Annotated in this window: 20 protein-coding genes; 14 read left to right on the plus strand and 6 right to left on the minus strand. The window is 34.8% G+C overall.

What is annotated here, in order from left to right:
- Nucleotides 1–12: 12 nt before the first annotated feature.
- The 10 genes from BUB95_RS05910 to BUB95_RS05955 all read left to right on the plus strand — a co-directional run bounded on the left by BUB95_RS05910 (nt 13) and on the right by BUB95_RS05955 (nt 11547).
- Nucleotides 13–1695, plus strand: a complete 1683-nt coding sequence (locus tag BUB95_RS05910) for a hypothetical protein (RefSeq protein WP_083573346.1) — start codon at nt 13–15, stop codon at nt 1693–1695.
- On the plus strand, nt 1695–2699 hold the full coding sequence (locus tag BUB95_RS05915; RefSeq protein WP_073084211.1) for a vWA domain-containing protein: 1005 nt from the start codon (nt 1695–1697) through the stop codon (nt 2697–2699). Before BUB95_RS05910 ends, BUB95_RS05915 begins: the two co-directional genes overlap by 1 nt.
- The gene (locus BUB95_RS05920; protein WP_073084213.1) at nt 2692–3729 is read left to right on the plus strand and encodes a vWA domain-containing protein; all 1038 of its coding nucleotides are present in this window, start codon (nt 2692–2694) and stop codon (nt 3727–3729) included. Before BUB95_RS05915 ends, BUB95_RS05920 begins: the two co-directional genes overlap by 8 nt.
- A 66-nt stretch (nt 3730–3795) precedes the next feature.
- Nucleotides 3796–4632, plus strand: a complete 837-nt coding sequence (locus tag BUB95_RS05925) for a tetratricopeptide repeat protein (RefSeq protein WP_073085112.1) — start codon at nt 3796–3798, stop codon at nt 4630–4632.
- 15 nt (nt 4633–4647) lie between these two features.
- Nucleotides 4648–6417: a BatD family protein gene (locus BUB95_RS05930; protein WP_073084215.1), complete on the plus strand. Its 1770-nt coding sequence runs from the start codon at nt 4648–4650 to the stop codon at nt 6415–6417.
- Between the two features lies 1 nt (nt 6418).
- Entirely contained in the window at nt 6419–7177 is a 759-nt protein-coding gene (locus BUB95_RS05935; RefSeq protein WP_073084217.1) for a tetratricopeptide repeat protein, read from the plus strand.
- Nucleotides 7178–7222: 45 nt separating this feature from the next.
- On the plus strand, nt 7223–7516 hold the full coding sequence (locus BUB95_RS05940) for a hypothetical protein (protein WP_083573321.1): 294 nt from the start codon (nt 7223–7225) through the stop codon (nt 7514–7516).
- An 89-nt stretch (nt 7517–7605) separates the two neighbouring features.
- Nucleotides 7606–9174, plus strand: a complete 1569-nt coding sequence (locus tag BUB95_RS05945) for a SulP family inorganic anion transporter (RefSeq protein ID WP_073084219.1) — start codon at nt 7606–7608, stop codon at nt 9172–9174.
- Nucleotides 9175–9198: 24 nt separating this feature from the next.
- Nucleotides 9199–9828 (plus strand): carbonic anhydrase family protein, encoded by a 630-nt coding sequence (locus tag BUB95_RS05950; protein WP_073084221.1) that lies wholly within the window; start codon nt 9199–9201, stop codon nt 9826–9828.
- A 63-nt stretch (nt 9829–9891) separates the two neighbouring features.
- Nucleotides 9892–11547, plus strand: a complete 1656-nt coding sequence (locus tag BUB95_RS05955; protein ID WP_073084224.1) for a SulP family inorganic anion transporter — start codon at nt 9892–9894, stop codon at nt 11545–11547.
- Nucleotides 11548–11578: 31 nt separating this feature from the next.
- Here BUB95_RS05955 and BUB95_RS05960 read toward each other — a convergent pair whose 3' ends face one another.
- On the minus strand, nt 11579–12091 hold the full coding sequence (locus BUB95_RS05960) for a CvpA family protein (protein WP_073084227.1): 513 nt from the start codon (nt 12089–12091) through the stop codon (nt 11579–11581).
- A gap of 203 nt (nt 12092–12294) precedes the next feature.
- On the opposite strand from BUB95_RS05960, the gene BUB95_RS05965 reads away from it, so the two are divergent.
- From BUB95_RS05965 to BUB95_RS05975, 3 genes are read left to right on the plus strand one after another with little or no spacing between them, the layout of a single operon-like run.
- Entirely contained in the window at nt 12295–12651 is a 357-nt protein-coding gene (locus BUB95_RS05965; protein WP_073084229.1) for a hypothetical protein, read from the plus strand.
- A gap of 59 nt (nt 12652–12710) precedes the next feature.
- Nucleotides 12711–13730 carry a phenylalanine--tRNA ligase subunit alpha gene (pheS, locus tag BUB95_RS05970; RefSeq protein ID WP_073084232.1) on the plus strand — a complete coding sequence of 340 codons (1020 nt, stop codon included), beginning with the start codon at nt 12711–12713 and terminating at the stop codon, nt 13728–13730.
- 3 nt (nt 13731–13733) lie between these two features.
- Nucleotides 13734–14129 carry a hypothetical protein gene (locus BUB95_RS05975; protein ID WP_073084234.1) on the plus strand — a complete coding sequence of 132 codons (396 nt, stop codon included), beginning with the start codon at nt 13734–13736 and terminating at the stop codon, nt 14127–14129.
- Between the two features lie 22 nt (nt 14130–14151).
- On the opposite strand, the gene BUB95_RS05980 is transcribed toward BUB95_RS05975, so the two are convergent.
- Nucleotides 14152–15153, minus strand: coding sequence for an NAD(P)H-dependent glycerol-3-phosphate dehydrogenase (locus BUB95_RS05980; RefSeq protein ID WP_073084237.1), 1002 nt, complete (start codon nt 15151–15153; stop codon nt 14152–14154).
- 131 nt (nt 15154–15284) lie between these two features.
- Here BUB95_RS05980 and BUB95_RS05985 point away from each other — a divergent pair, with 131 nt between their 5' ends.
- Nucleotides 15285–16232 (plus strand): nicotinic acid mononucleotide adenyltransferase, encoded by a 948-nt coding sequence (locus tag BUB95_RS05985; RefSeq protein WP_073084239.1) that lies wholly within the window; start codon nt 15285–15287, stop codon nt 16230–16232.
- Between the two features lie 30 nt (nt 16233–16262).
- Here BUB95_RS05985 and BUB95_RS05990 read toward each other — a convergent pair whose 3' ends face one another.
- Genes BUB95_RS05990 through mfd form a run of 4 tightly spaced genes read right to left on the minus strand, consistent with a single transcriptional unit; the run spans nt 16263 to nt 22291 of the window.
- Nucleotides 16263–16691 (minus strand): hypothetical protein, encoded by a 429-nt coding sequence (locus BUB95_RS05990; RefSeq protein ID WP_073084241.1) that lies wholly within the window; start codon nt 16689–16691, stop codon nt 16263–16265.
- 37 nt (nt 16692–16728) lie between these two features.
- Nucleotides 16729–18030: a TlpA family protein disulfide reductase gene (locus tag BUB95_RS05995; RefSeq protein ID WP_073084243.1), complete on the minus strand. Its 1302-nt coding sequence runs from the start codon at nt 18028–18030 to the stop codon at nt 16729–16731.
- A gap of 59 nt (nt 18031–18089) precedes the next feature.
- Nucleotides 18090–18953: a DMT family transporter gene (locus tag BUB95_RS06000; RefSeq protein ID WP_073084245.1), complete on the minus strand. Its 864-nt coding sequence runs from the start codon at nt 18951–18953 to the stop codon at nt 18090–18092.
- Nucleotides 18950–22291: a transcription-repair coupling factor gene (gene mfd / locus BUB95_RS06005; protein WP_073084247.1), complete on the minus strand. Its 3342-nt coding sequence runs from the start codon at nt 22289–22291 to the stop codon at nt 18950–18952. The genes BUB95_RS06000 and mfd overlap by 4 nt, the downstream gene beginning before the upstream one ends.
- Nucleotides 22292–22294 lie beyond the last annotated feature (3 nt).

Consider the following 22294-nt stretch of genomic DNA (forward strand, 5'->3'; position numbering starts at 1 on the left):
TACGAATTACAAATGATAAATAAAAGAAACGCTACGAGCTACAGTTTTTTGGCTTCCAGTATTTTTTCTGTTTTCTTTTTTCTCTTCTCATTTGTTTCATTTTCTCAAGTCACTACTGAGGTAGACACAACAAACATAAGAATTGGCGAGCAGATTTCGTACAAAATAAAAGTTGAAACCGACTCGACTAAACTTGTGGTTTTCCCAGAAGGGCAAACATTTCTGCCATTAGAATTGGTTGAAGCGCTCAAAGTAGATACCACTAAAAATGCTTCAAAATTTGAGCTACTTCGCGAATATAAATTGACACAATTCGACTCAGGTTCGTATTATATTCCACCGCAAAAAGTCATCATTGGTGATAATCCATTTTTTACAGATTCGCTAAAAGTTGAAGTCAATACCATTGAAGTAGACACTACAAAACAAGGATTGTTTGATATAAAACCAATTATAGAAGTAGAGAAAAGCGCAAATAAATGGTGGCTGTATTTATTACTAGTCCTAGCCGCATTGGCTTTGATAGGTTTCTTATTGTATTGGTTTATATGGCGAAAAAAACCATTAACTGAAGAAGAAGAAATAGCTCTATTACCAGCTTATGATAGAGCAAAATTAGCCATTTCAAAATTAGAAGAGCAGAAGTATCTTGAACGGTCGGAGTTAAAATCTTTTTATTCGGAATTAACTTTTATAATCAGAAAGTTTTTAGATGAAAAAGTCTATGACCGCTCGTTAGAAAGTACAACTGATGAGCTCGTAGAAAGGCTACAACTTTTAAAAGATGGTAATCAATTCGCATTTAAAAAAGATACAATTTCTAATATCGAAACTATTTTTAAGCGTGCCGATTTGGTAAAGTTTGCGAAGTCAAAACCAGATATTGCTTTAGCAGAACTAGATAAGCAAACCATTGAAAAAGAATTAGAAAACGTAAAGCTCACCTTACCAGAGCCAACAGAAGAAGAAAAGCTACTTGACCAGCAGTATAAAGAGGCTCAAGAACGAAAAGAAAAGCGTAAGAAGATTATAATTACTACTGCGATTTCATTATTCATCTTAATTGCAACGTTTGTAGGTTTTGGTGCTACTTATGGTTTTGGTTATGTTAAAGATAAGCTTATAGGTCATAGCAGTATTGAGCTCTTAGAAGGTGATTGGGTGCAAAGTGCATATGGTTTTCCACCAATTTACATAGAAACTCCAAAGGTTTTAAAACGTCAAGAAATAGAACTTCCAGAAGAAGCTAAGGGTAAAGTTAAAGTGACAGCTTTTGGCTACGGAAGTATGCTTGACGATTTTTATATCGCTACATCTACAACCATAGTGGGCGAACAAAAGGAAGAAGATGCAGATGTACAGAAAGCCATTAATCTCAATAATATAATTGAACAAAGTCTCAAGAATTGGGAGAATCTTGGAGTACAAAATATCATTACTAAAAATGAAGAATTTTTAACGCCCAATGAAGCTCAAGGCATCAAAACTTTTGGTAGGGCAGATTTCCCAAAATCTAAAGACGGTGAATTTTATGAAGGAGAATATACCCTTTTGAGCTTTACTACAGAACAAGTTGTACAACAAGTTATTATCATGTGGCGTGCCGATGATGTTTACGCAAAGGATATTGTAAAGCGTATTATTGATTCTGTTGAGCTAAATCCTAATGTTAAACGCGAAGAAGAAACCAAATAATGTTAGACAACATAGAGTTTTTAAATAAAGAGTTTTTCTGGTTGCTATTGCTTCTTCCAATAGCTATAGCTTGGTATATATTCAAATCTAAACGTCAAACAGCTGAGTTGAAGATATCTTCAATTCAAGGATTTAAAACTTCAGGTTCTTTTTGGGCAAAATTTAAGCATGTGCTTTTTGCATTACGATTAATAGCGTTAGCGTTATTGATTACAGCTTTGGCAAGACCAAGAACTGTCGATGTTTCTACTAGAACAAAAACCACTAGAGGAATTGACATTGTTATGGCTATCGATGTTTCTGCAAGTATGTTAGCTAAGGATTTAGTTCCAGACCGTTTAGAGGCTTTAAAAAAAGTAGCCGCAGATTTTATTAATGGTAGACCAAATGACCGTATAGGTTTAGTAGAATATGCTGGAGAAGCTTTTACCAAAACACCAATTACAAGTGATAAAAATATTGTATTACGCTCGCTTAGAGATATAAAATACAACACCATTATACAGCAAGGAACAGCAATTGGTATGGGCTTAGCCACTTCGGTAAATCGATTAAAAGACAGTAAAGCAAAGAGTAAGGTTATTATTCTATTGACGGATGGTGTAAACAACTCTGGATTTATAGACCCAAAAACAGCAAGTGAGTTGGCAGTAGAATATGGTATTAAAACTTATACCATTGGTCTAGGAACAAATGGGATGGCCTTATCTCCTATTGGTTACAGAGCAGACGGAGGATTTCGTTATGGTCGTGCACAAGTAGAAATTGATGAAGATTTACTAAAAGAAATCGCAGATGCCACAGGCGGAAAATATTTTAGAGCAACAAATAATAAAAAGCTTGCCGAGATTTATGCCGAAATAAATAAACTTGAAACTACAGAAGTGGAAGAGCGTAAATATTACAACTACGAAGAAAAATATAGACCTCTAGTTATTTTAGCTTTGTTTTTGGTGCTGTTAGAGTGGGTTTTAAAACATACAATTTTTAGAAGCTTTGTTTAGATTAGATGAAAAAATATGGTTTTGGACATTGCTGATAATCCCAGCAATCATAGTGCTTTTTATACTTGTTCAAGTATGGAAAAAGTCTGCGCAGAAGAAATTTGCAGATGCCAGATTGTTGAAGCGTTTGAGTCCTAATCAATCTTTATTCAAAAGTATATTAAAGCTTGCTGTTTTGTGTGCAGCATTTGGATTTTTGTCATTAGCATTAGTAAATCCTAAAATAGGAACTAAAATGGAAACGATACGTAGTCAAGGTGTAGATATTGTATTTGCTGTAGACGTCTCAAAAAGTATGCTTGCGGAGGATATTGCGCCTAATCGTATCGAAAAATCAAAGCAGTTAGTTACACAAATCATCAACAACTTAGGAAGTGACCGTGTTGGCATTATAGCTTATGCAGGTAAAGCTTTTCCGCAGTTACCAATTACAACAGATTATGCGGCTTCAAAAATGTTTTTACAAAACATGAATACAGATATGATGACCTCGCAAGGAACTGCCATTCGTGAAGCTATAGAGTTGGCAAAAACCTATTATGATGATGAGGAGCAAACCAATCGTATTTTGGTTATCATTTCAGATGGAGAAGACCATGAAGGAGATGCTGCAGAAATAGCAGAAGAAGCCAATGAGCAAGGCATTCGCATTTTTACAATTGGAGTTGGGGATATTAAAGGTGGACCAATTCCTATAAAACGAAATGGTGTAATTCTTAATTATAAAAAAGATAAAAACAACGAAACGGTAATTACCAAACTCAACGAGGATACTCTAAAGGAAATAGCAAATGAAGCCAATGGTGTTTATATCAATGGGTCTAATACAAATGATGTTGTAGAAACCATAAAAGATTTGCTAGATAAGATGGATAAAAAAGAATTTGAGTCTAAGCAGATAGCAGATTTTAAAGACCAATTTCAATGGTTCTTAGGATTTGGGATATTCTTCTTGTTCATAGATATATTCTTTTTAGAACGAAAAACAGAATGGTTAAAGAAGCTTAATTTGTTCAATGAGCAGTTTTAGTACTATTTTAACGCAATCAAAAACAAGCTTTAGTAATTTTAGATAAAGATGAAAAGTAAATTTAATATGAAAACTTACAGTTTGGTTTTAGCACTATTAGTGTCAGTTTTTGGCTTTTCTCAAGATTTTGAAAAAGAAAGACAAAAAGCTGAACGCAAAGCTAAAGATTTGGTTTATGATGCAAATTCTTTATTAGAAAAAGACGATTTCATTTCAGCAGAAATGGAATATAGAAAAGCCATATCAGCTCAAAAAGACAATGTAGCTGGCGCTTACAATTTAGGGAACTCCTATTACAATAAAGGGAATTATTCAGAAGCACTATTCCGCCATCAGGAAGCGGCAAATAATGCAACGACCAAAGAAGCAAAGCACAAAGCATATCATAACATTGGTAATATTTTGATGCAAAACAAAAAATGTAAAGAAGCTGTTGAAGCCTTCAAAAATGCATTAAGAAATAACCCAAGTGATGAAGAAACACGCTATAATTTTGCTTTAGCTAAAGAATGTGCTAAACAGCAACAAGACCAAGATGGCGGTGGTGATGACCAGAAGGAGGACGAAAAGAAAGAAGACCAAAAAGACAAAGACAAAGAGAAAGAAAACAAAGACGAAGAAAATAAGGAAAAGGATAAAAAGGAAGAAGAAGGCGAAAAAGACAAAAAGAAGGGAGACGATGAGAAAGATGAAGACGGAAAGCCAAAAGATGAGAAAAAAGACGACGGTAAAGGCGATAAAGAAAAACCACAGCAAAAGCCAAAACCACAACCTGGAAAAATGTCTCCTCAACAAATAAAAAATATTCTTGAAGCGATGAACAATCAAGAACAGAAGGTTCAAGAAAAAATAAATGCCAAAAAGCAAAAAGGTGCAAAAATAAGAACCGAGAAAGACTGGTAATCGCAATTTGGCTCCATGAATTTAAAAAATATCATATCAATATTTATTTTACTTCTTGCATCTACAATTTCATTGGCGCAAGTAAAGTTCGAGGCAAAAGTCAGTAAAAAGACACTTGGCATTAATGAGCGACTGCGTATAGATTTTGAAATGAATAAAGATGGCGATAATTTTGTGCCGCCAAGCTTTAAAGATTTTACCGTAGTTGGTGGGCCAAATACATCTGTAAGTAACTATTGGGCTAACGGTAAGCGGTCTTTTACCAAAACCTACAGCTATTTTTTATCTCCCAAAAAACAAGGAAGTTTTACGATAAAACAAGCACAAATAGAAATAGACGGTCAGGTTTATAAAACGTTTCCTGTAACCATAAAAGTGACTAAGGCTATAGAAAAACCAAAAGACCCCAATGACCCTGCTTATTTAGCATCGCAGAATATCCATTTGGTTGCAGAGGTATCAAAGACTAATCCCTATCTCAATGAAGCGATTACCGTAGTTTACAAATTATACGTAGCCTTAGATACTGGTGTTAGTGGTTGGAGAGATAAGCAGACTCCGCAGTTTAATGATTTTTGGAATCAGAATATAGAAGTCAAGGCTTTTAGACCTTTAAGAGGAAATTATAATGGAGAAGAACACCAATACGTAGTACTTAAAAAAGTGGTGCTCTATCCTCAAAAAACAGGTAAACTTAAACTTGACCCATACGTCCTAGATTTAACCGTAGAGGTTCCAACTAGCCGTTATGATATTTTTGGTAACAGAATTGTTAGAAAAGTACCTCAAACTATAACAGCAGGCAAACGTACAATTAATGTTTTACCCTTGCCCGAAGAAGGAAAACCAGCAGATTTTAAAGGAGCAGTAGGATTGTTTGAGTTTAACGTTACAACAAATAAAGTGTCCTTAGATGCTGGAGAATCTTTAGAGGCGAAAGTTGAAGTTTCAGGAAAGGGAAATCTAAAATTATTTGAATTACCAAAGCTCACGCTTCCAAGCTCATTAGAAGTTTACGAGCCAGAACACCAAGAAAACATAAGAACTAATCTGTCTGGAATGCAAGGACGTAGTCTAGATACCTACACCATTGTTCCACAGTATAAAGGCAAATATCCAATACCACAAGTTTCGTTTTCTTATTTTAATCCGGAGGCAAAAGAATATAGGACACTGACTTCGGATGAAATTGTTGTAGACGTTATTAATGGGCCTTCGTCTGTAAATACTTCAGAAAACACTATAGCAAATACCAACAAGCAAGCGGTGACTACAAATTCAAACACCTTTGCTTTTATAAAAACAAATTCAGCTTGGGTGCCAAAAAATAAGACGCCTTTCTTTAAATCTAATCTATTCTGGGGGCTTTTACTGGTGCCATTTATATTTATTCCAGTTGCCATCTTAGTTAGGAGAAATCAAGAAAAGCGAAATGCAGATGTAATTGGTAATAAACGAAGAAAAGCAGACCGTCTTGCAAAAAAATATCTAAGTGAAGCCAAAAAAGCCTTAGGACAAAAAGAAGCTTTTTATATTGCTCTAGAACGTGCATTTCATAATTATTTAAAAGCAAAGCTTCAGATTGAAACTAGCGATTTTAATAAAGAAAAAATTGAAAGTTTATTACTTGAGAGTCATGTAGAGCAGCCTATTGTTTCTGAGTTTATTTCCATATTAGAAAATTGCGAATTAGCACGTTACACTCCAATAACACAAGTAACTATGCAAAATGATTACGATAAGTCTGTAAAAACAATTAGTGCAATAGACAAACAAATACGATAAAATGAGAGTGATAGTTATCTTATTATTTTGCTTGTGTAGTGTTTTTACAAACGCTCAAAACGATGTGCTTTTTAAAGAAGGTAATACGCTTTATAACAGTGGTAAATACGCTGAGGCTATTCAGAAATATGAAACCGTTTTAAAAACAGGAGAGCATTCTTCGGCATTATATTTCAATTTGGCAAATGCCCATTATAAGCTTAACAATGTGGCGCCAAGTATCTATTATTACGAAAAAGCTTTACAGTTAAGTCCTAATGACAAAGACATAAAAAATAATATTGGTTTTGCTCAAAATATGACAATAGATGCTATAGATACTGTGCCAGAGGTAGGTTTTTCTAGAATAGCAAATAATGTTGTTAATACGTTTTCTACAGATTCGTGGGCAAAATTAGCCATAGCAGGTGTTTTGCTATTTGTTCTTTTATTTTTGATGTATCATTTTTCTCAAGCGACAAGGCAAAAAAGGATTGCTTTTATTGTTAGTATTTTTGGTGTGTTTTTAGCGGGTTTTTCTCTGGTTATGGCATTTCAAAAAAGTAGAATAGAAAAGAAAAATAATCCGGCAATCGTATTTGCACAAGAAAGTAGGGTTAAGGTAGACCCTAATAAGTCAAGCGAAGAGGCCTTTAGATTACACGAAGGCACAAAAGTGCAAGTTCTAGAAAACTACAACGATTGGTACAAAATAGAAATCGCCGATAAAACTTCAGGCTGGATTCCACAAGAGGATGTTAAGCTATTAAATGAATTTTAGTAACTTTAGCTTTAGTTAACTAAGTAAATACTATATTAGCTATCCATGATAAAAAAAGCCAGCCATAAAATAGCTATGTTTTTTGCAATATTTTTCATTGTTATTGTTGCTGCGCCTACAGTAATTATTTCGATGGATGACAATGTAGATGTTACTTTTTTCTTTGGCGAAAATGAAGAGGAAGAAAAAGAAAATCTTAAGCTCCTTTTTGAAATAACAACGACAGATTCTGAAAACCAAAGTCTAGTAAAAACTAGGGATAACAGAGATGGTTACACGTTTAAAAACTATCCAAAGCCGCATAGAAATCTAATTTCGCCTCCGCCCGACATCGTATAGATTTCATACAATTTTTATCAAACAGACTTTTTTAAAGTCCTAACTATTTCAATCTGTCTTAGTCATGCTAAGACTCTCAAATTTATTATATGTTTAAATATTTAAAAAATGACTTACCTGCGAGTATAGTCGTGTTTTTCGTCGCATTACCTTTATGTTTAGGTATAGCAGTTGCTAGTGATGCTCCACCTTTTGCAGGGTTAATTGCTGGTATTATTGGTGGTATTGTTGTAGGTGCCATATCTGGTTCCCAAGTTGGTGTTAGTGGTCCAGCAGCTGGCCTCGCAGCAATAGTTCTTGCTGCAATTGCATCCTTGGGATATGAAGCCTTTCTAGTAGCCGTAGTACTTGGTGGTGTTATTCAAATTGCATTTAGTATCCTTAAATTAGGAATCATTGGGTACTATTTTCCATCATCCGTTATTAGAGGAATGCTTACAGGTATAGGTATTATAATTATACTAAAACAAATACCTCATTTCTTTGGTATAGATAAAGACCCAGAAGGTAATTTTGTATTATTTGGAGGAAATAGTAATATATTTTCTGATATCATTAGTATTCCTGCAAATCTTGGAGTTGGTTCTACTGTCATTGCACTTATTGCAATGGGAATTTTAATTTTATGGTCAAGTGTTTTGGTGCATAAGCATCAATTTTTCAAGCTTGTCCAAGGTCCATTAGTGGCTGTTGTTGCCGGCGTAGTTTTCTTTATTGTTGCACAAGGTACATCAATGGAGATTGCTGGCACACACTTGGTAAGAGTCCCTGTTCCAGATAGTTTTGATAGTTTTTTAGGGCAATTTACAACGCCAGATTTTAGCGTAATTGGTTCTCCAGAAGTTTGGATTACTGCATTTACAATTGCTTTAGTAGCCAGTTTAGAGACACTACTTTGTGTTGAGGCTACAGATAAGTTAGACCCAGAAAAACGTGTAACGCCAACCAATCGTGAGCTTTTAGCTCAAGGTTCTGGTAATATACTTTCTGGTTTAGTTGGAGGAATTCCTATTACTCAGGTTATCGTAAGAAGTTCTGCCAATATTCAGTCTGGTAACAGAACAAAGATGAGTGCTATAATTCATGGTTTCTTCTTATTAATTTCTGTGATTATCATTCCTAATGTATTAAACATGATTCCTTTATCTGTTTTAGCTGCGGTTCTATTTATTGTAGGCTACAAACTTGCTAAGCCATCTACGTTTAAGGCCATGTGGTCATCAGGGTGGAAACAGTTTGTTCCATTTATAGCTACAGTACTTATTATAGTTTTTAAAGACTTATTATGGGGAATTGGTATAGGTCTAGCTATTGGAATCGTCGTTACACTATACCACAGTTTTAAAAACTCTCACTTTTTGCATAAAGAAGGAGAAGATGTTGACGATGGTAAGATTAAAATGACTCTTGCGGAAGAAGTGACTTTCTTTAATAAGGCAACTATTTTAAAAGAATTAGACGCGCTTCCAGAGAACACTTACTTAGAATTAGATGTTAGAAATACAACCTATCTGGATCATGATGTTATTGAAATTCTTGAAGATTTTGCTTTTAAGGCAAGAGAACGAAATATTACAATAAAACTAGTTTCGCAAAGAGGCATAGTTGAAAATCCAGAGAGTTTTATTGAGTTTTTTAAACTCGAAAAAATATCATAATAATACTCAAAATAATAATCACTCATGAAAAATATAGCAATAACAAAAGATGTACAGAGTACATTAACACCAGATAATGTTTTACAAGATTTATTAGACGGAAACGATAGATTTGTCAATAGCGATTCTCAAGCTACTGATAACGCAGCTTTAGTAAGTCAGACTACAGGCGGACAATACCCAAAAGCGGTAGTGTTGTCTTGCATAGACTCTCGTGTACCAGTAGAAACTGTTTTAGATCAAGCCATAGGCGATATTTTTGTAGCTCGTGTAGCAGGCAATTTTGAAAACGTAGATATCTTAGGAAGTTTAGAGTACTCATGCAATGTTGCAGGTAGTAAATTGATTTTAGTTTTAGGTCACGAAAGTTGTGGTGCAGTAAAAGCTGCTTGCGATGGCGTAGAGTTAGGTAATATTACAGAGATGTTAAGCAAAATTATGCCAGCTGTAAAAAAATCTGCTGTTGAGGTAGAAGGCGAGGCAAATTCTTCTAATAAAGCTTTTGTTGCCAAAACCGTTGAGAATAATGTAAAATTAACTATAGAACGTATTAGAGAAAACAGTCAAATTCTTGCAGAGATGGAAGATAATGGCGAGATTAAAATCGTTGGAGGTGTTTATAGTTTACATACGGGTAGAGTTGAAATGCTCTAAATTTTAAAATGTAAACACTATTATTCGGTTGGTGTATTTATTTAGTATTTAAATCGTATTCATATGCTTTCAAAATTTTTCGACTTTAAAAACTTCAAAGGAGATTTCACAGGTGGATTAGTCGCTGGAGTTGTGGCTTTACCTCTGGCATTAGCCTTTGGTGTTCAATCTGGTATGGGTGCAACTGCGGGATTATATGGCGCAATTGCCGTAGGTATTTTTGCAGCAATGTTTGGTGGCACAGAGACTCAAGCTAGCGGGCCTACAGGACCTATGACAGTTGTTTCTGCAGCCTTAGTTGCAACAGCTATCGAAATTACGGGAAGCTTAGAAAGTGCGATGAGTATTATTTTACTAAGTTTCCTGCTAGGCGGATTGTTTCAAGTTATTTTTGGATTTTTAAATATCGCAGGATATGTTAAATACTTTCCTTATCCAGTAGTATCAGGCTTTATGAGTGGCGTAGGTCTCATTATTGTAATACTACAATTGTTTCCTTTTGCAGGCTTAGACTCAGCAAAGTCAACTACGGCTGTAATCAAAGATTTTCCTAGGTTATTTGCAGAATTTAATTTGTCTGCACTGCTTTTGGGAGCTATTACTATTGCCGTATATTTTGTGTTTCCAAAAATAACCAAAGCCATTCCAAGTGCTTTAGTTGCTTTAATTGTAGCCACATTAGTTGCTTATTTCTTTAAAATGGATGTGCCTTTGATAGGTGAAATCCCATCAGGACTGCCATCATTTCAATTGGGTGGAATTTTAGAGGTCGATTCTAGTGCATGGGGGATTATTATAGAATACGCGATTGTTTTAGCGGTACTTGGCAGTATAGATTCTTTATTAACCTCAGTTATCGCCGATAATATGACTAAGACAAAACACAATAGCAATCGAGAACTTATTGGTCAAGGTATAGGAAATATGTTAGCAGCTGCTATTGGTGGTATTCCTGGTGCAGGAGCAACCAAAGGAACGGTAGTAAATATCAATGCTGGAGGTCGAACGCGTCTTTCAGGAATACTTCATGGGGTTTTTCTTTTAACAGTTTTGCTGGGATTAGGACAATTAGCATCGCTGATTCCACTATGTGTTTTAGCAGGATTATTAATTCCAATAGGATTTAAGATAATAGATTTTAAAGGTTTAAAGCATCTTTTTAAAGTACCTAGAGCAGACGCTGTTGTTTTAATTCTGGTATTGCTCATTACTACATTTGGTAGTTTAATACAAGCTGTTGGTGTTGGTGTTGCGCTTGCGTGTCTATTATTTATGAAAAAATCTGGAGACATTAGCGAGAAAGGTTTGGAAGTTGGTGCGGTTGCAGATATTGATGGTTCCAAACCGTGGCAAGACGAAATTGAATTCTATGAGGAGTACAAGGATAAAGTAATTATTAAACACTTATACGGACCTTTATTTTTTGGTTTTACATCGTATTTCAAAGATCAAATAACAGCTTTGTCAGGTGAGGTAAAGGCAGTTATCTTGAGGATGGACAGAGTTCCTTACATAGATCAATCAGGATTATACACTTTAGAAGACGTAATCTACGATTTAAGAGAGCAGAATATTGAAGTTCTTTTAATTGGTCTTAAGGAGCAACCAAAAGATATGCTAGAAGCGGTTGATGTTATTCCAGACCTTGTACCAGAAGAAGATATTTTTGAAAATATAGAAGATGGTTTTGTTTACCTAAAAAGTAAACTTAAAAAGTAATATTCTGAAAAGTCGCTATTAGCGACTTTTTTTATGCGTCGCCCTCAACAACTAATTCTTCTCCACTTTTTATTAGTGTTGGAAAAATCATCGGAGCTAAAGATTTCACGGGTTTGTAAAGTATACTTTCTTTTAATTCCTCTTCTTCCATAAATGGTAATGTGTTATTCAACTTATTAAAGACAATAAGTAATACACTAAGGATTAAGCCTATTTTTAAAGCACCAAAAACACCACCAAGTAGTTTATTAAGCATGCCGAGTGCAGCAAAATCAGCAAGTTTGGTAAGTGCTTTTCCAGCAAGGCTAATGGCTAAAACAATAATCACAAAGGTGATACCAAAGGCTACGATATTTATGGTTTTTTCATTCCAATCAAATTTAGGTTCTAACAAATCTGCAGCGAAATAACTAAAATGTATAGCGCCCCAAACACCCAAAACTAAGGCACAAAGTGATGCAATTTCTACAAAAAGACCTTTCATAGCACCTCTTATTAATCCAAACAATAAAAGGGCTCCTAAAACAATATCAATGATGCTCATAATACTAGCGGTTTAAACAAAAGTACATGAAATTTTTAAGTTGAAAATTTAGCGAAATTCAACTTATAAAATTTATGGACTAACGTAGTGGTTCCCTCTATAAAAGGAATTTTTGTAGATTATATTTACTAAAAATTCGTTTCTCTAGAGGAAATATAAATTAACTTTGCCAATTCTATAACGCAATTATAGAGGTATAAATTATGGCAAGAGACGAACAGTTAAAAGAGCGATGGGATTTGGTGGTAGAAAAACTCTCTACTCAATTTGCTGACGGCGATGTTTTAGACTTAGATGCCATCATATATCTCATAGGCGTTCAAGAACTTGGTCAGATACATAGAGAGTACAAAAAAGATCATAAATTAGACTTAATGCACATAGCCATTTGTAAGCTTCTAGAGCCTTACGGTTTTTACGAGTTCGATTTTGTAGATGATGACGGTTGGCCACATTACAAAGTAAAAGCACAATTGCCTCATCTTAAGGCTGGAGAGCAAAGTGTATTGATGAAAGAAGCTATTGTCAACTATTTTGTTGAAACGGAATATATCGAATAAGATTTTTTAAATTTGCGGTCTCAATAGAAGGAAAAGATACTGAACTAAATTCAGCATAAATGATAGATAAGTTAAAAGAACTCATTGCCGAAGCCGAAGCATTTACAGCACAATCTAAAGAAGAGGTTGAGCAGTTTCGTATTAAATATTTAGGCTCAAAAGGCTTACTTAAAGAGTACTTCGCAGAGTTTAAAAATGTTGCTAACGAGCAGAAGAAAGAGTTTGGGCAAACTATAAATCAGCTCAAGAAAACAGCTGAAGATAAAGTAAATGCTCTAAAAGAAGCGTTAGAAAGTCAAGAGGAAGACAACGGACTTTATGGTGATTTATCTCGTCCTGGTGAGCCAATTGCATTGGGAGCACGCCACCCTATTTCTATTGTAAAAAATCAGATTATAGATATCTTTTCTCGTATTGGTTTTAATGTTAGTGAAGGCCCTGAAATTGAGGACGATTGGCATAATTTTACGGCTTTAAATTTACCAGAATATCATCCTGCGCGTGATATGCAGGATACGTTTTTTATACAAACAGACCCAGATATTTTATTGCGTACACATACCAGCTCGGTACAAGTACGTTATATGGAAGAAAACAAACCGCCAATTCGTACAATTTCTCCGGGGCGCGTGTATCGTAATGAAGCTATTTCGGCACGATCACACTGTTTTTTTCACCAAGTAGAAGGTTTATATATAGATAAAGATGTAAGCTTTGCAGATTTAAAACAAACACTTCAATATTTCACTACGGAGATGTTTGGGAAATCTAAAATTAGATTACGTCCATCGTACTTTCCGTTTACTGAACCAAGTGCTGAGGTAGATGTCTATTGGGGTTTAGAAACCGAAACCGATTACAAAATGACCAAAGGTACAGGTTGGTTAGAGATTATGGGCTGCGGAATGGTAGACCCAAACGTTTTGGATAATTGCGGAATTGATTCTAAAGAATATTCAGGATTTGCTTTTGGTATGGGAATAGACCGTATAGCCTTATTACTACACCAGATTAGTGATATCCGTTTATTAAGTGAAAACGATGTACGTTTCTTAGAGCAATTTAAGTCGGCTTTATAAGTTTTGAAAAAAGACATAAAAATACCAGAAGTAAAAGATGTGTACATCGCTGTTGTGCAAGAGCAACATTTAGAATATAAAACTCTGGATTGGAACGCTTATATCATAAATAATACTGATAAAGATTTAGAAACTGTACTTATTGTTTCTCAAGGTTATAATGATAACAAAATGACACCGCCTATGCGTCATACAATTTCAAAATTGCCAGCAAGAAGTTATGCAAAGGTTGAATATTTACAAGACAAAGTTTTGGAGCTTAACAATGTATTTAAAGTAACTTTTTTTGAGGGCAATCAAATGTTTGACAAATCATATACCTTTAGAAAAAACACTATTAATACAAAGGCGCTTCAAAAATTACCTTTAATGCAACTGAAAGGTGTTTTGGTAAAATAGAACCTATTAGTTAAGGACTAATCTAATCCAATTTTTCCGTTAATTTATTAAATACTTTCTTAGGATTTTTGTTTTCGTAGAGTATGGAATAAACCGCATTTATAATAGGCAAACGCGTTTTTTTCATATTCTTTTCATTCAATAAATAGGCGCTTTTAGCAGCATAGTAACCTTCGGCTACCATATTCATTTCCATTTGTGCAGATTTTACGGTGTAGCCTTTTCCAATCATGTTACCAAACATACGATTACGCGAAAAAACGGAGTAGCCTGTTACTAATAAATCACCCAAATAAGCTGAGTTATTGATGTTACGTTTCATTTTGTGCATCTTTTTAATAAAGCGTTTCATCTCACGGATGGCATTACTCATCAATACACTCTGAAAGTTATCTCCATAACCCAAACCATGTGCAATTCCAGCGGCAATGGCGTAAATATTCTTTAGCATTACGGCGTATTCAGTACCAATAATGTCGTCGCTGATTTTTGTTTTTATATAATCGCTAGCTAAAACATTGGCAATAGCTTGTGCTTTTACAGGGTCTGCACAAGAAATTGTGAGATATGACAAGCGTTCTAGAGCAACCTCTTCTGCATGGCATGGCCCAGCAATAACTCCAATATGCTCAAAGGGAATGTTGTAATGGTCATGAAAATGCTCGCCTACTAACAATCCGCTTTCTGGAATTATACCTTTTACGGCAGATACCACAACTTTCTGGCTAATATCAACCTTTAGTTTTTCTAATTCGGAATGCATAAACGCCGATGGAATTACAAAAATGAGCACATCTGCCCAATCGGCAATTTCGTTAATATCGTTACTGAGTTTTAATTGTTCGGTATGAAACTCAACCGAACTTAAATAACTAGGGTTGTGTTGTTCTTTTAAAATATGTTCTTTGGTGTAAACGCTTCGCATGTACCATCCTACTTGGTCAAGGTTTTCGCAAAGCATTTTTACAATAGCTGTTGCCCAACTTCCTGAGCCAAAAACGGCATATTTTGTGGTTTCGTTCATAAGGGTTTTTACTTCAATGTTTACCAAAAATACAAAAATAAAACGGCTTTAAAACCTACGTGATTACTACGATTGTGAGTTTGGCACGCGTTTTGAAATTCTTTAAGTATAAACTTTTAAAACGTGGAATTATGAAGACATTAAAACTACTTTTCGGATTTGTACTAAGTGCAACACTATTAACATCTTGTGTTGTGGATGATGTGGTTATTGTTGATAATAATCCACAACCAATATCTTTAAATCAGTTGTTAAATTCATACGATTTATGGTATGTAGACGTAAATGCAACGCAAGGTTTTGGAGAAGTTCCTTTTTTACAAATAGCTTTCACAGTATCATTTAGAAACGGTGTGTTATGGGTAAATAATAATTTGGTGGGTATAGGAAGTCAAGGTAACGGCTATGGCATACCAATAGGGTATTACGATACTATAGGGATGCAGTTAGATGTAGACCATGATTTAGATGGATACGATTCTTTCGATGTATTTCAAATAGATAATAACACGATTGAATTATACAATCCGTTTACAGATACCTCTTACTTTTTAGATGGTTACCAAAGAGCAAATTTCGATTATGATTTTGTATTCTATGATAACATTCACTATTTCTTACAAGAATATGAGGCTTGGGAAAAAACGTTTACAAGCGAGTTTGGAGCTCTAAATGAGTTTGATAACGAGAACTATTTACAGTTTTTGGCTGCAGGTAATGATTCTGAATTTAGAAGTTCACAAGATGTAAATATCACTAACCCAAATAACATTTTTTGGGATTACACAGGTGTGTATAATGTGAATAATGTTCCTGGTACATTGTACGATAAAACTTTAACACTAGATTATGACTTTTTCAGCAATGAATTCTTCAATCTTAGCGTTATTGATGATGGTACTATAGAGTTGCTACATGCAGCATCGGGTACAGTTTACGAATTTAGAGGTCGTGGTTACATTGAGTTCTTAAGAACAGAAAATGCTCAAGGCCGAATGGTACACCAAGAAAATACGCCTAAAAAACGTAAACAAAAAACGGTTAAGAAAGATAACCCAAGAACAAATACACGAAGCTAAATTTTGGTTGGTTATTTAGTTTCAAAACGCTCAGTCGACATCTGTTGACTGGGCGTTTTTATTTTTTTCAAGAATAAAAGTTTTATATTTAAATACAACGTCATTTTCCTTACCCTCAAAAATTCTTTTTTGACACCAAGCAGTAGGAAATAGAGTGGATTCATTCCAAGAAAAAGGAAATGAATTTTGTCCAAAATCTTTATGATTTATTTGGAGGTTACCTTTACCATGATTTTTCTCTATTACATCAACTATATATAATCCAAGCATAAAAGCTAGCCCGTTTAAGCCATAATCATCTTTTGCAATGATATAATTTTCATGTAAAGCTGAAAGTATTAATTCTACATTATCTATAGACTCGTCGGTAAAATCTAATTCTAAATTACAGTCTTTAGCCAAACTGATAGCACCATCAATAGCTCTTTTCTTTATTTGAAGTATTTCGGAATTATCCATTGATACAGTAAAATTTAAATCTTTTCTTAATTAAAATCTATTTTCCACCAAAAAACTTCTCTAACCCTTCAACATCATAAGGCTTTGCAATAATTTTTTTGTTGGCATCTAAAACAAAATAGGTTGGTGTTGCGGCAATTGCAAAGGTTTGTACTAAAGGATTTTCCCATTTGCCTAAACCAATACCATGAACAAAATCAGGGTATTTTTTAATTTCTTCAGACCAACTAACAGCATCGTTTTCTAATCCGTAGGCAATGACTTTGGTATTAGAAACGGTTTTCATAAAGTCGTTGACTTTAGGCAGTTCTTTAAGACAATGACCACAACCACTACTCCAAAAAATAAGTACGTAGTATTTATCTCCTTTTAGCTCGGATAATTTAAGAGAAGGCTCAGTTTGTATTTCAAAATCTGGCGCAACAGCACCCAATGATGTGTTTTTATAACTTACCAATTGCTGTTCTAAAATCTGATTTCCGGTTTCGGCGGCTAAGCTTAATAAGTAGTTGTCCGAAATATAATTGGCCATATCATGGTTTTCACGACGTTTAAATTCTTGCCATAATAATTCTAAGAGCTGCACTTGTATGTCCTTATCGCCTTTCTTTACGGCATTAGCCACAATATCTACATGAGCTTTGTAGGTGTCTAAATCTGTATTAGGCGAAAGACCAAAAACGAAACCGCTGACACGGTCGGTTAATAGGCTAGAACTTCTTAAAAAGTTGTCATTAAAATCTATATGCTTAAAAAAGTTGGCTTTTAAGTTTTTAGAATACGTCACCAAATCTTCATATTCAGAAGGCATGTATGGTGTGTTGGCTTTTATAAATTTCTGCACCAATTTACCTTCTGCTAAATCCTCGTATTGCTTTTGCGTGTCCTTTAGTGTTTCAAAAATTGATGAGAACGCATTTTTGTCCTTTCCGCCTTTAGCGTAAAAATTACTTATAGTTTGGTTAACAACATCCATACTGTTGAGGTACGAATTCCAAAGCTTATTTTCGGACGACTCATTAAAATTTACACCTTCTTCAAGGCTAAAACTAAAATCAACATCCTCTTTACCATTATAAACCAAATCAAAATTATTTTCCTCTGGAGGAATAGCATAAACTATTTTGTAAATACCAGGTTTTGCATTTGCGTCGAGCGTTAGAGAAAAACTACCTAAACTGTCGAGTTGTGCTCGATTTACATAGTTTGCACCTTCTGGCGTGGCTTCGTATAAAAACGCATAGGTGTAGTCTGATGCGGGAGAAAATGTGCCGCTAACTGTGTGCTGAGCAAAAAGTAAAGTGGGCAGTATTAAAAACGCAAAAAATATCTTTTTCATGAAAATTAAATTTTGAAGGTGTTGAGAAAACAACAACTATTGCGCCAATTTAAAACATTTTATTTTTTCTTAGATCGAATACTTTCAATAATTACAGTTGCTAAAATTAGACTTCCACCAATAAAGGTATTAGAAGTTGGTATTTCGTTTAGAAAAATATAGGCAATAATAATCCCAAAAATAGGCTGCGAACTCCCAATAATACTAGCTGTACTTGCCTTAAAATACTTTAGACTATTTACAAACATGGTATGTCCAATGGCAGTAGTTAATAAGGCTAAAAGAATAACAAAAGGGTACTGAGTAGAAATATTTGAGGAGTCGCCAATTAAAACTACAGGAATTAAAATAACGCTTATAATTGCCACTTGATAAAACATAAGTACAGTTCCATTGTATTTTACAACCTGACCTTTTAACAATAAAATTCTAACAGCATAACAGACGGCTGAAAGCAGTCCAAAAAAGACACCTTGAAGTTGCGAACTTTCAAGATTAAATTCTGGCGCCAGGATATATACACCAATAAGAACTAAAATGCCTAAAAACAAATGAACACTATCAAACTTTAGCTTAGAAAATAGCGGTTCTAATAGTGCAATAATAACGGGGAATGTAAATAAGGTTAGCATTCCAATAGCAACATTAGATAGTTTTAGGGCATAGAAATAGGTAATCCAATGTGCTGCCATAAAAAATGAAGCGATAATAAAAATACGTCGGTCTCTACCAGATTCTATTTTTAAAGAAAAGCCTTTGTATTTGCAAAAGATGAATAGGAAAACACCCGCTAAAGCAGAACGCCACCAAATGATGACGGGTGTTGGCATATCTATAAATTTACCTAATGCTCCCGAAGAACTAATAAAAACGGTGGCTATAGTAAGCCATAGTAAATTCTGAATATGGACGTTCTGTTTCATTCTATTTTAGAAAGCACTGCTAAAGCTTGCGATGTTGATTTAATATTGTCGAAAGTTAAAAGTAAACGCAAACCATTTCGGGTCTGTTTTTCTTTCATCTTACAATATTGTGGATGTTGTTGAACAAATTGTAACACTTTAGTAAAATTATCGCTCTGATAAAACTTGCTCTGTTGGTCTTGGATAAAGTAGCCAATAAGCTTCCCTTTTTTCATGATGAGTTTTTCTAAGCCCATTTTAGTAGCAATCCATTTCAATCTTACACTATCAAATAAATCTAAAACTGGTGTTGGCATTTCACCAAAACGGTCGACAATTTCGGATTCGAACTTTTGTAACTCCTCTTCGGTTTTTATCTCGTTAAGTTTGGTGTAAAGATTTAATCGTTCGGTTATACTATTGACGTAGTCGTCTGGGAAAAGCAATTCAAAATCTGAATCTATAGTGACATCTTTAACGTAAGTTTTTGGCTTACCGTCATCTTTATACAAATCTGCAAATTCTGATTCTTTAAGTTCATCAATAGCTTCATTTAGAATTTTTTGATAGGTGTCAAAACCAATGTCGTTTATAAAACCACTTTGTTCGCCACCCAATAAATCTCCTGCGCCACGGATTTCTAAATCTTTCATGGCAATATTAAATCCACTGCCTAACTCTGTAAATTGTTCTAAAGCTGTAATACGTTTTCGAGCATCTGTAGTCATTGCAGAATACTCTGGTGTAATAAAATAGCAGAACGCTTTTTTGTTACTTCGACCAACGCGACCGCGCATTTGGTGCAAATCACTTAATCCAAAATTATTGGCGTTATTAATAAAAATAGTATTGGCATTTGGGACGTCTAAACCACTTTCTACAATGGTTGTACTCACAAGAACATCAAAATCACCATTCATAAAGGCAAGCATTAACTCTTCTAGTTTTTTGCCATCGAGTTGCCCGTGTCCGATTCCAATTTTTGCATCCGGTACTAATCGTTGTAGCATCCCAGCAACTTCCTTGATATTTTCAATACGATTATGAATAAAAAACACTTGTCCGCCACGTTGTATTTCGTAACTAACCGCATCTCGAATTGTTTCTTCATTAAACCGAATCACATGGCTTTCTATCGGATAACGATTTGGTGGTGGCGTAGTAATTACCGATAAATCACGTGCCGCCATCAAACTAAACTGAAGTGTTCTTGGGATTGGCGTCGCCGTTAATGTAAGCACATCTACATTCTCTTTGATGGTCTTTAATTTCTCTTTTACCGCAACGCCAAATTTTTGTTCTTCGTCAACAATAAGCAAACCTAAATCTTTAAACTTTACATTTTTATTAGCAAGTTGGTGCGTACCAATAATAATGTCTACAGCACCATTTTCTAGACCTTCTAAAGTTTCGCGTTTTTGTTTCGCCGTTCGAAACCGATTGACATAATCTACCGTCACAGGAAAGTCTTTTAGACGCTCTTTAAATGTCCTAAAATGTTGATAGGCTAAAATAGTTGTTGGAACTAAAACAGCAACTTGTTTGCCATTATCCACAGCTTTAAAAGCGGCTCTAATGGCTACTTCGGTTTTACCAAAACCTACATCTCCACATACGAGACGATCCATAGGACGTTCGCTCTCCATATCGGCTTTAATATCTGCCGTAGAGCTTATTTGGTCTGGTGTGTCCTCGTATATAAAAGAGGCTTCAAGCTCGTGCTGCATGTGGCTATCTGGTGCATATTGGAAGCCTTTTCTCAGTTTTCGTTTTGCATAGAGTTTTATAAGATTAAAGGCAATTTCCTTTACACGAGATTTGGTTTTCTGCTTAAGCGTTTTCCAAGCTTTACTTCCTAATTTATAGACTTTTGGAGGCTTGCCATCTTTACCATTAAACTTGGTGATTTTATGAAGCGAGTGAATGCTTAAATACAACACATCGCGCTCGCCATAAACCAATTTAATAGCTTCTTGTTTTTTGCCTTCGACATCTATTTTTTGCAAGCCGCCAAACTTTCCGATACCGTGGTCTATGTGCGTTACATAGTCTCCAATTTCGAGATTTGTGAGTTCTTTAAGTGTAATAGCCTGCTTTTTAGCGTAGCCATTTTTAAGATGAAATTTATGATAACGGTCAAAAATTTGATGGTCTGTATAAACAGCAATATTATGTTCTCTATCAATAAATCCTTGGTAGAGTGAAAGTACTACGGTTTTATAGCGAACGGTTTCATCCGAGTCATCAAAAATATCGTGAAAGCGTTTGGCCTGTTGCTCGCTAACGCAGGCAATGTAGTTGGTTATACCTTCATTATGATTATCATTTAAATCATCAATTAATAAATTGAATTGTTTATTAAACGAAGGTTGAGGTTTTGTATGGAATTCAATGACATTACTACCCTGATTGCTTAGCATGGCAGAAGTCCCAAATTCAACTAAATTGTATTCTAAAAACTGACGTTTCAATAATTGCGAGTTGCAAAACAACTCATTTGGATAAGTATGCTTGATGTCATCAGAAAGCTCATGAAACGCCTCAACCGCTTTTTCATAAAAACTATCAATTCTTGAAAATAATAAAGATGGATTCTTAGAAAATACAACAGTTTTTGAGGAGATATATTTTAAGAAACTTTCGCGTTTTTCCTCAATAAACTTATTGGCCACATTTGGTATAATGCTCACTTTTTTGATGCGCTCTGTTGAGAGTTGCGTTTCTACATCAAAAGTTCTAATGCTGTCCACTTCGTCACCAAAAAACTCTATACGGTATGGCTCGTCATGCGAAAACGAGAATACATCAATAATACCACCTCTAACAGAAAATTCGCCTGGTTCGGTCACAAAATCTACACGCTTAAATTTGTATTCAAACAAAACTTCGTTGACAAAATCAGGACTTAGTTCGTTGCCTACTGTAATTTTAAGCGTGTTTTTTTCAAGCTCCTTTTTGGTGACTACTTTTTCAAAAAGTGCATCTGGATACGTAACAATTATCGCAGGTTTTTTTCTTGAGTTTATGCGGTTTAATACTTCAGCACGTAGTAGAACATTAGCATTGTTTGTTTCTTCTATCTGATAGGGTCTGCGGTAGCTTCCAGGATAGAAAAGCACATCCTTATCGTTAATCAATTGTTCTAAATCGTTAAGGTAATAAGCGGCTTCTTCCTTATCGTCAAAAACAATTAAAAATGGTATGTCAGCACCTTTAAAAACCTCAGATATCACTATAGAAAGTGATGAGCCAACAAGACCTTTTAAGTGCGTTTTTCCTTCGGTTTGGGCAATAGAAGTTTGCAGATTTTGCGTTTGCAAAGTCTGTGCATAGGTTTGGGTAATTGTAGTTTTACTCAATGG

It is taken from the genome of Winogradskyella jejuensis, assembly GCF_900129745.1.
Lineage (GTDB): Bacteria > Bacteroidota > Bacteroidia > Flavobacteriales > Flavobacteriaceae > Winogradskyella > Winogradskyella jejuensis.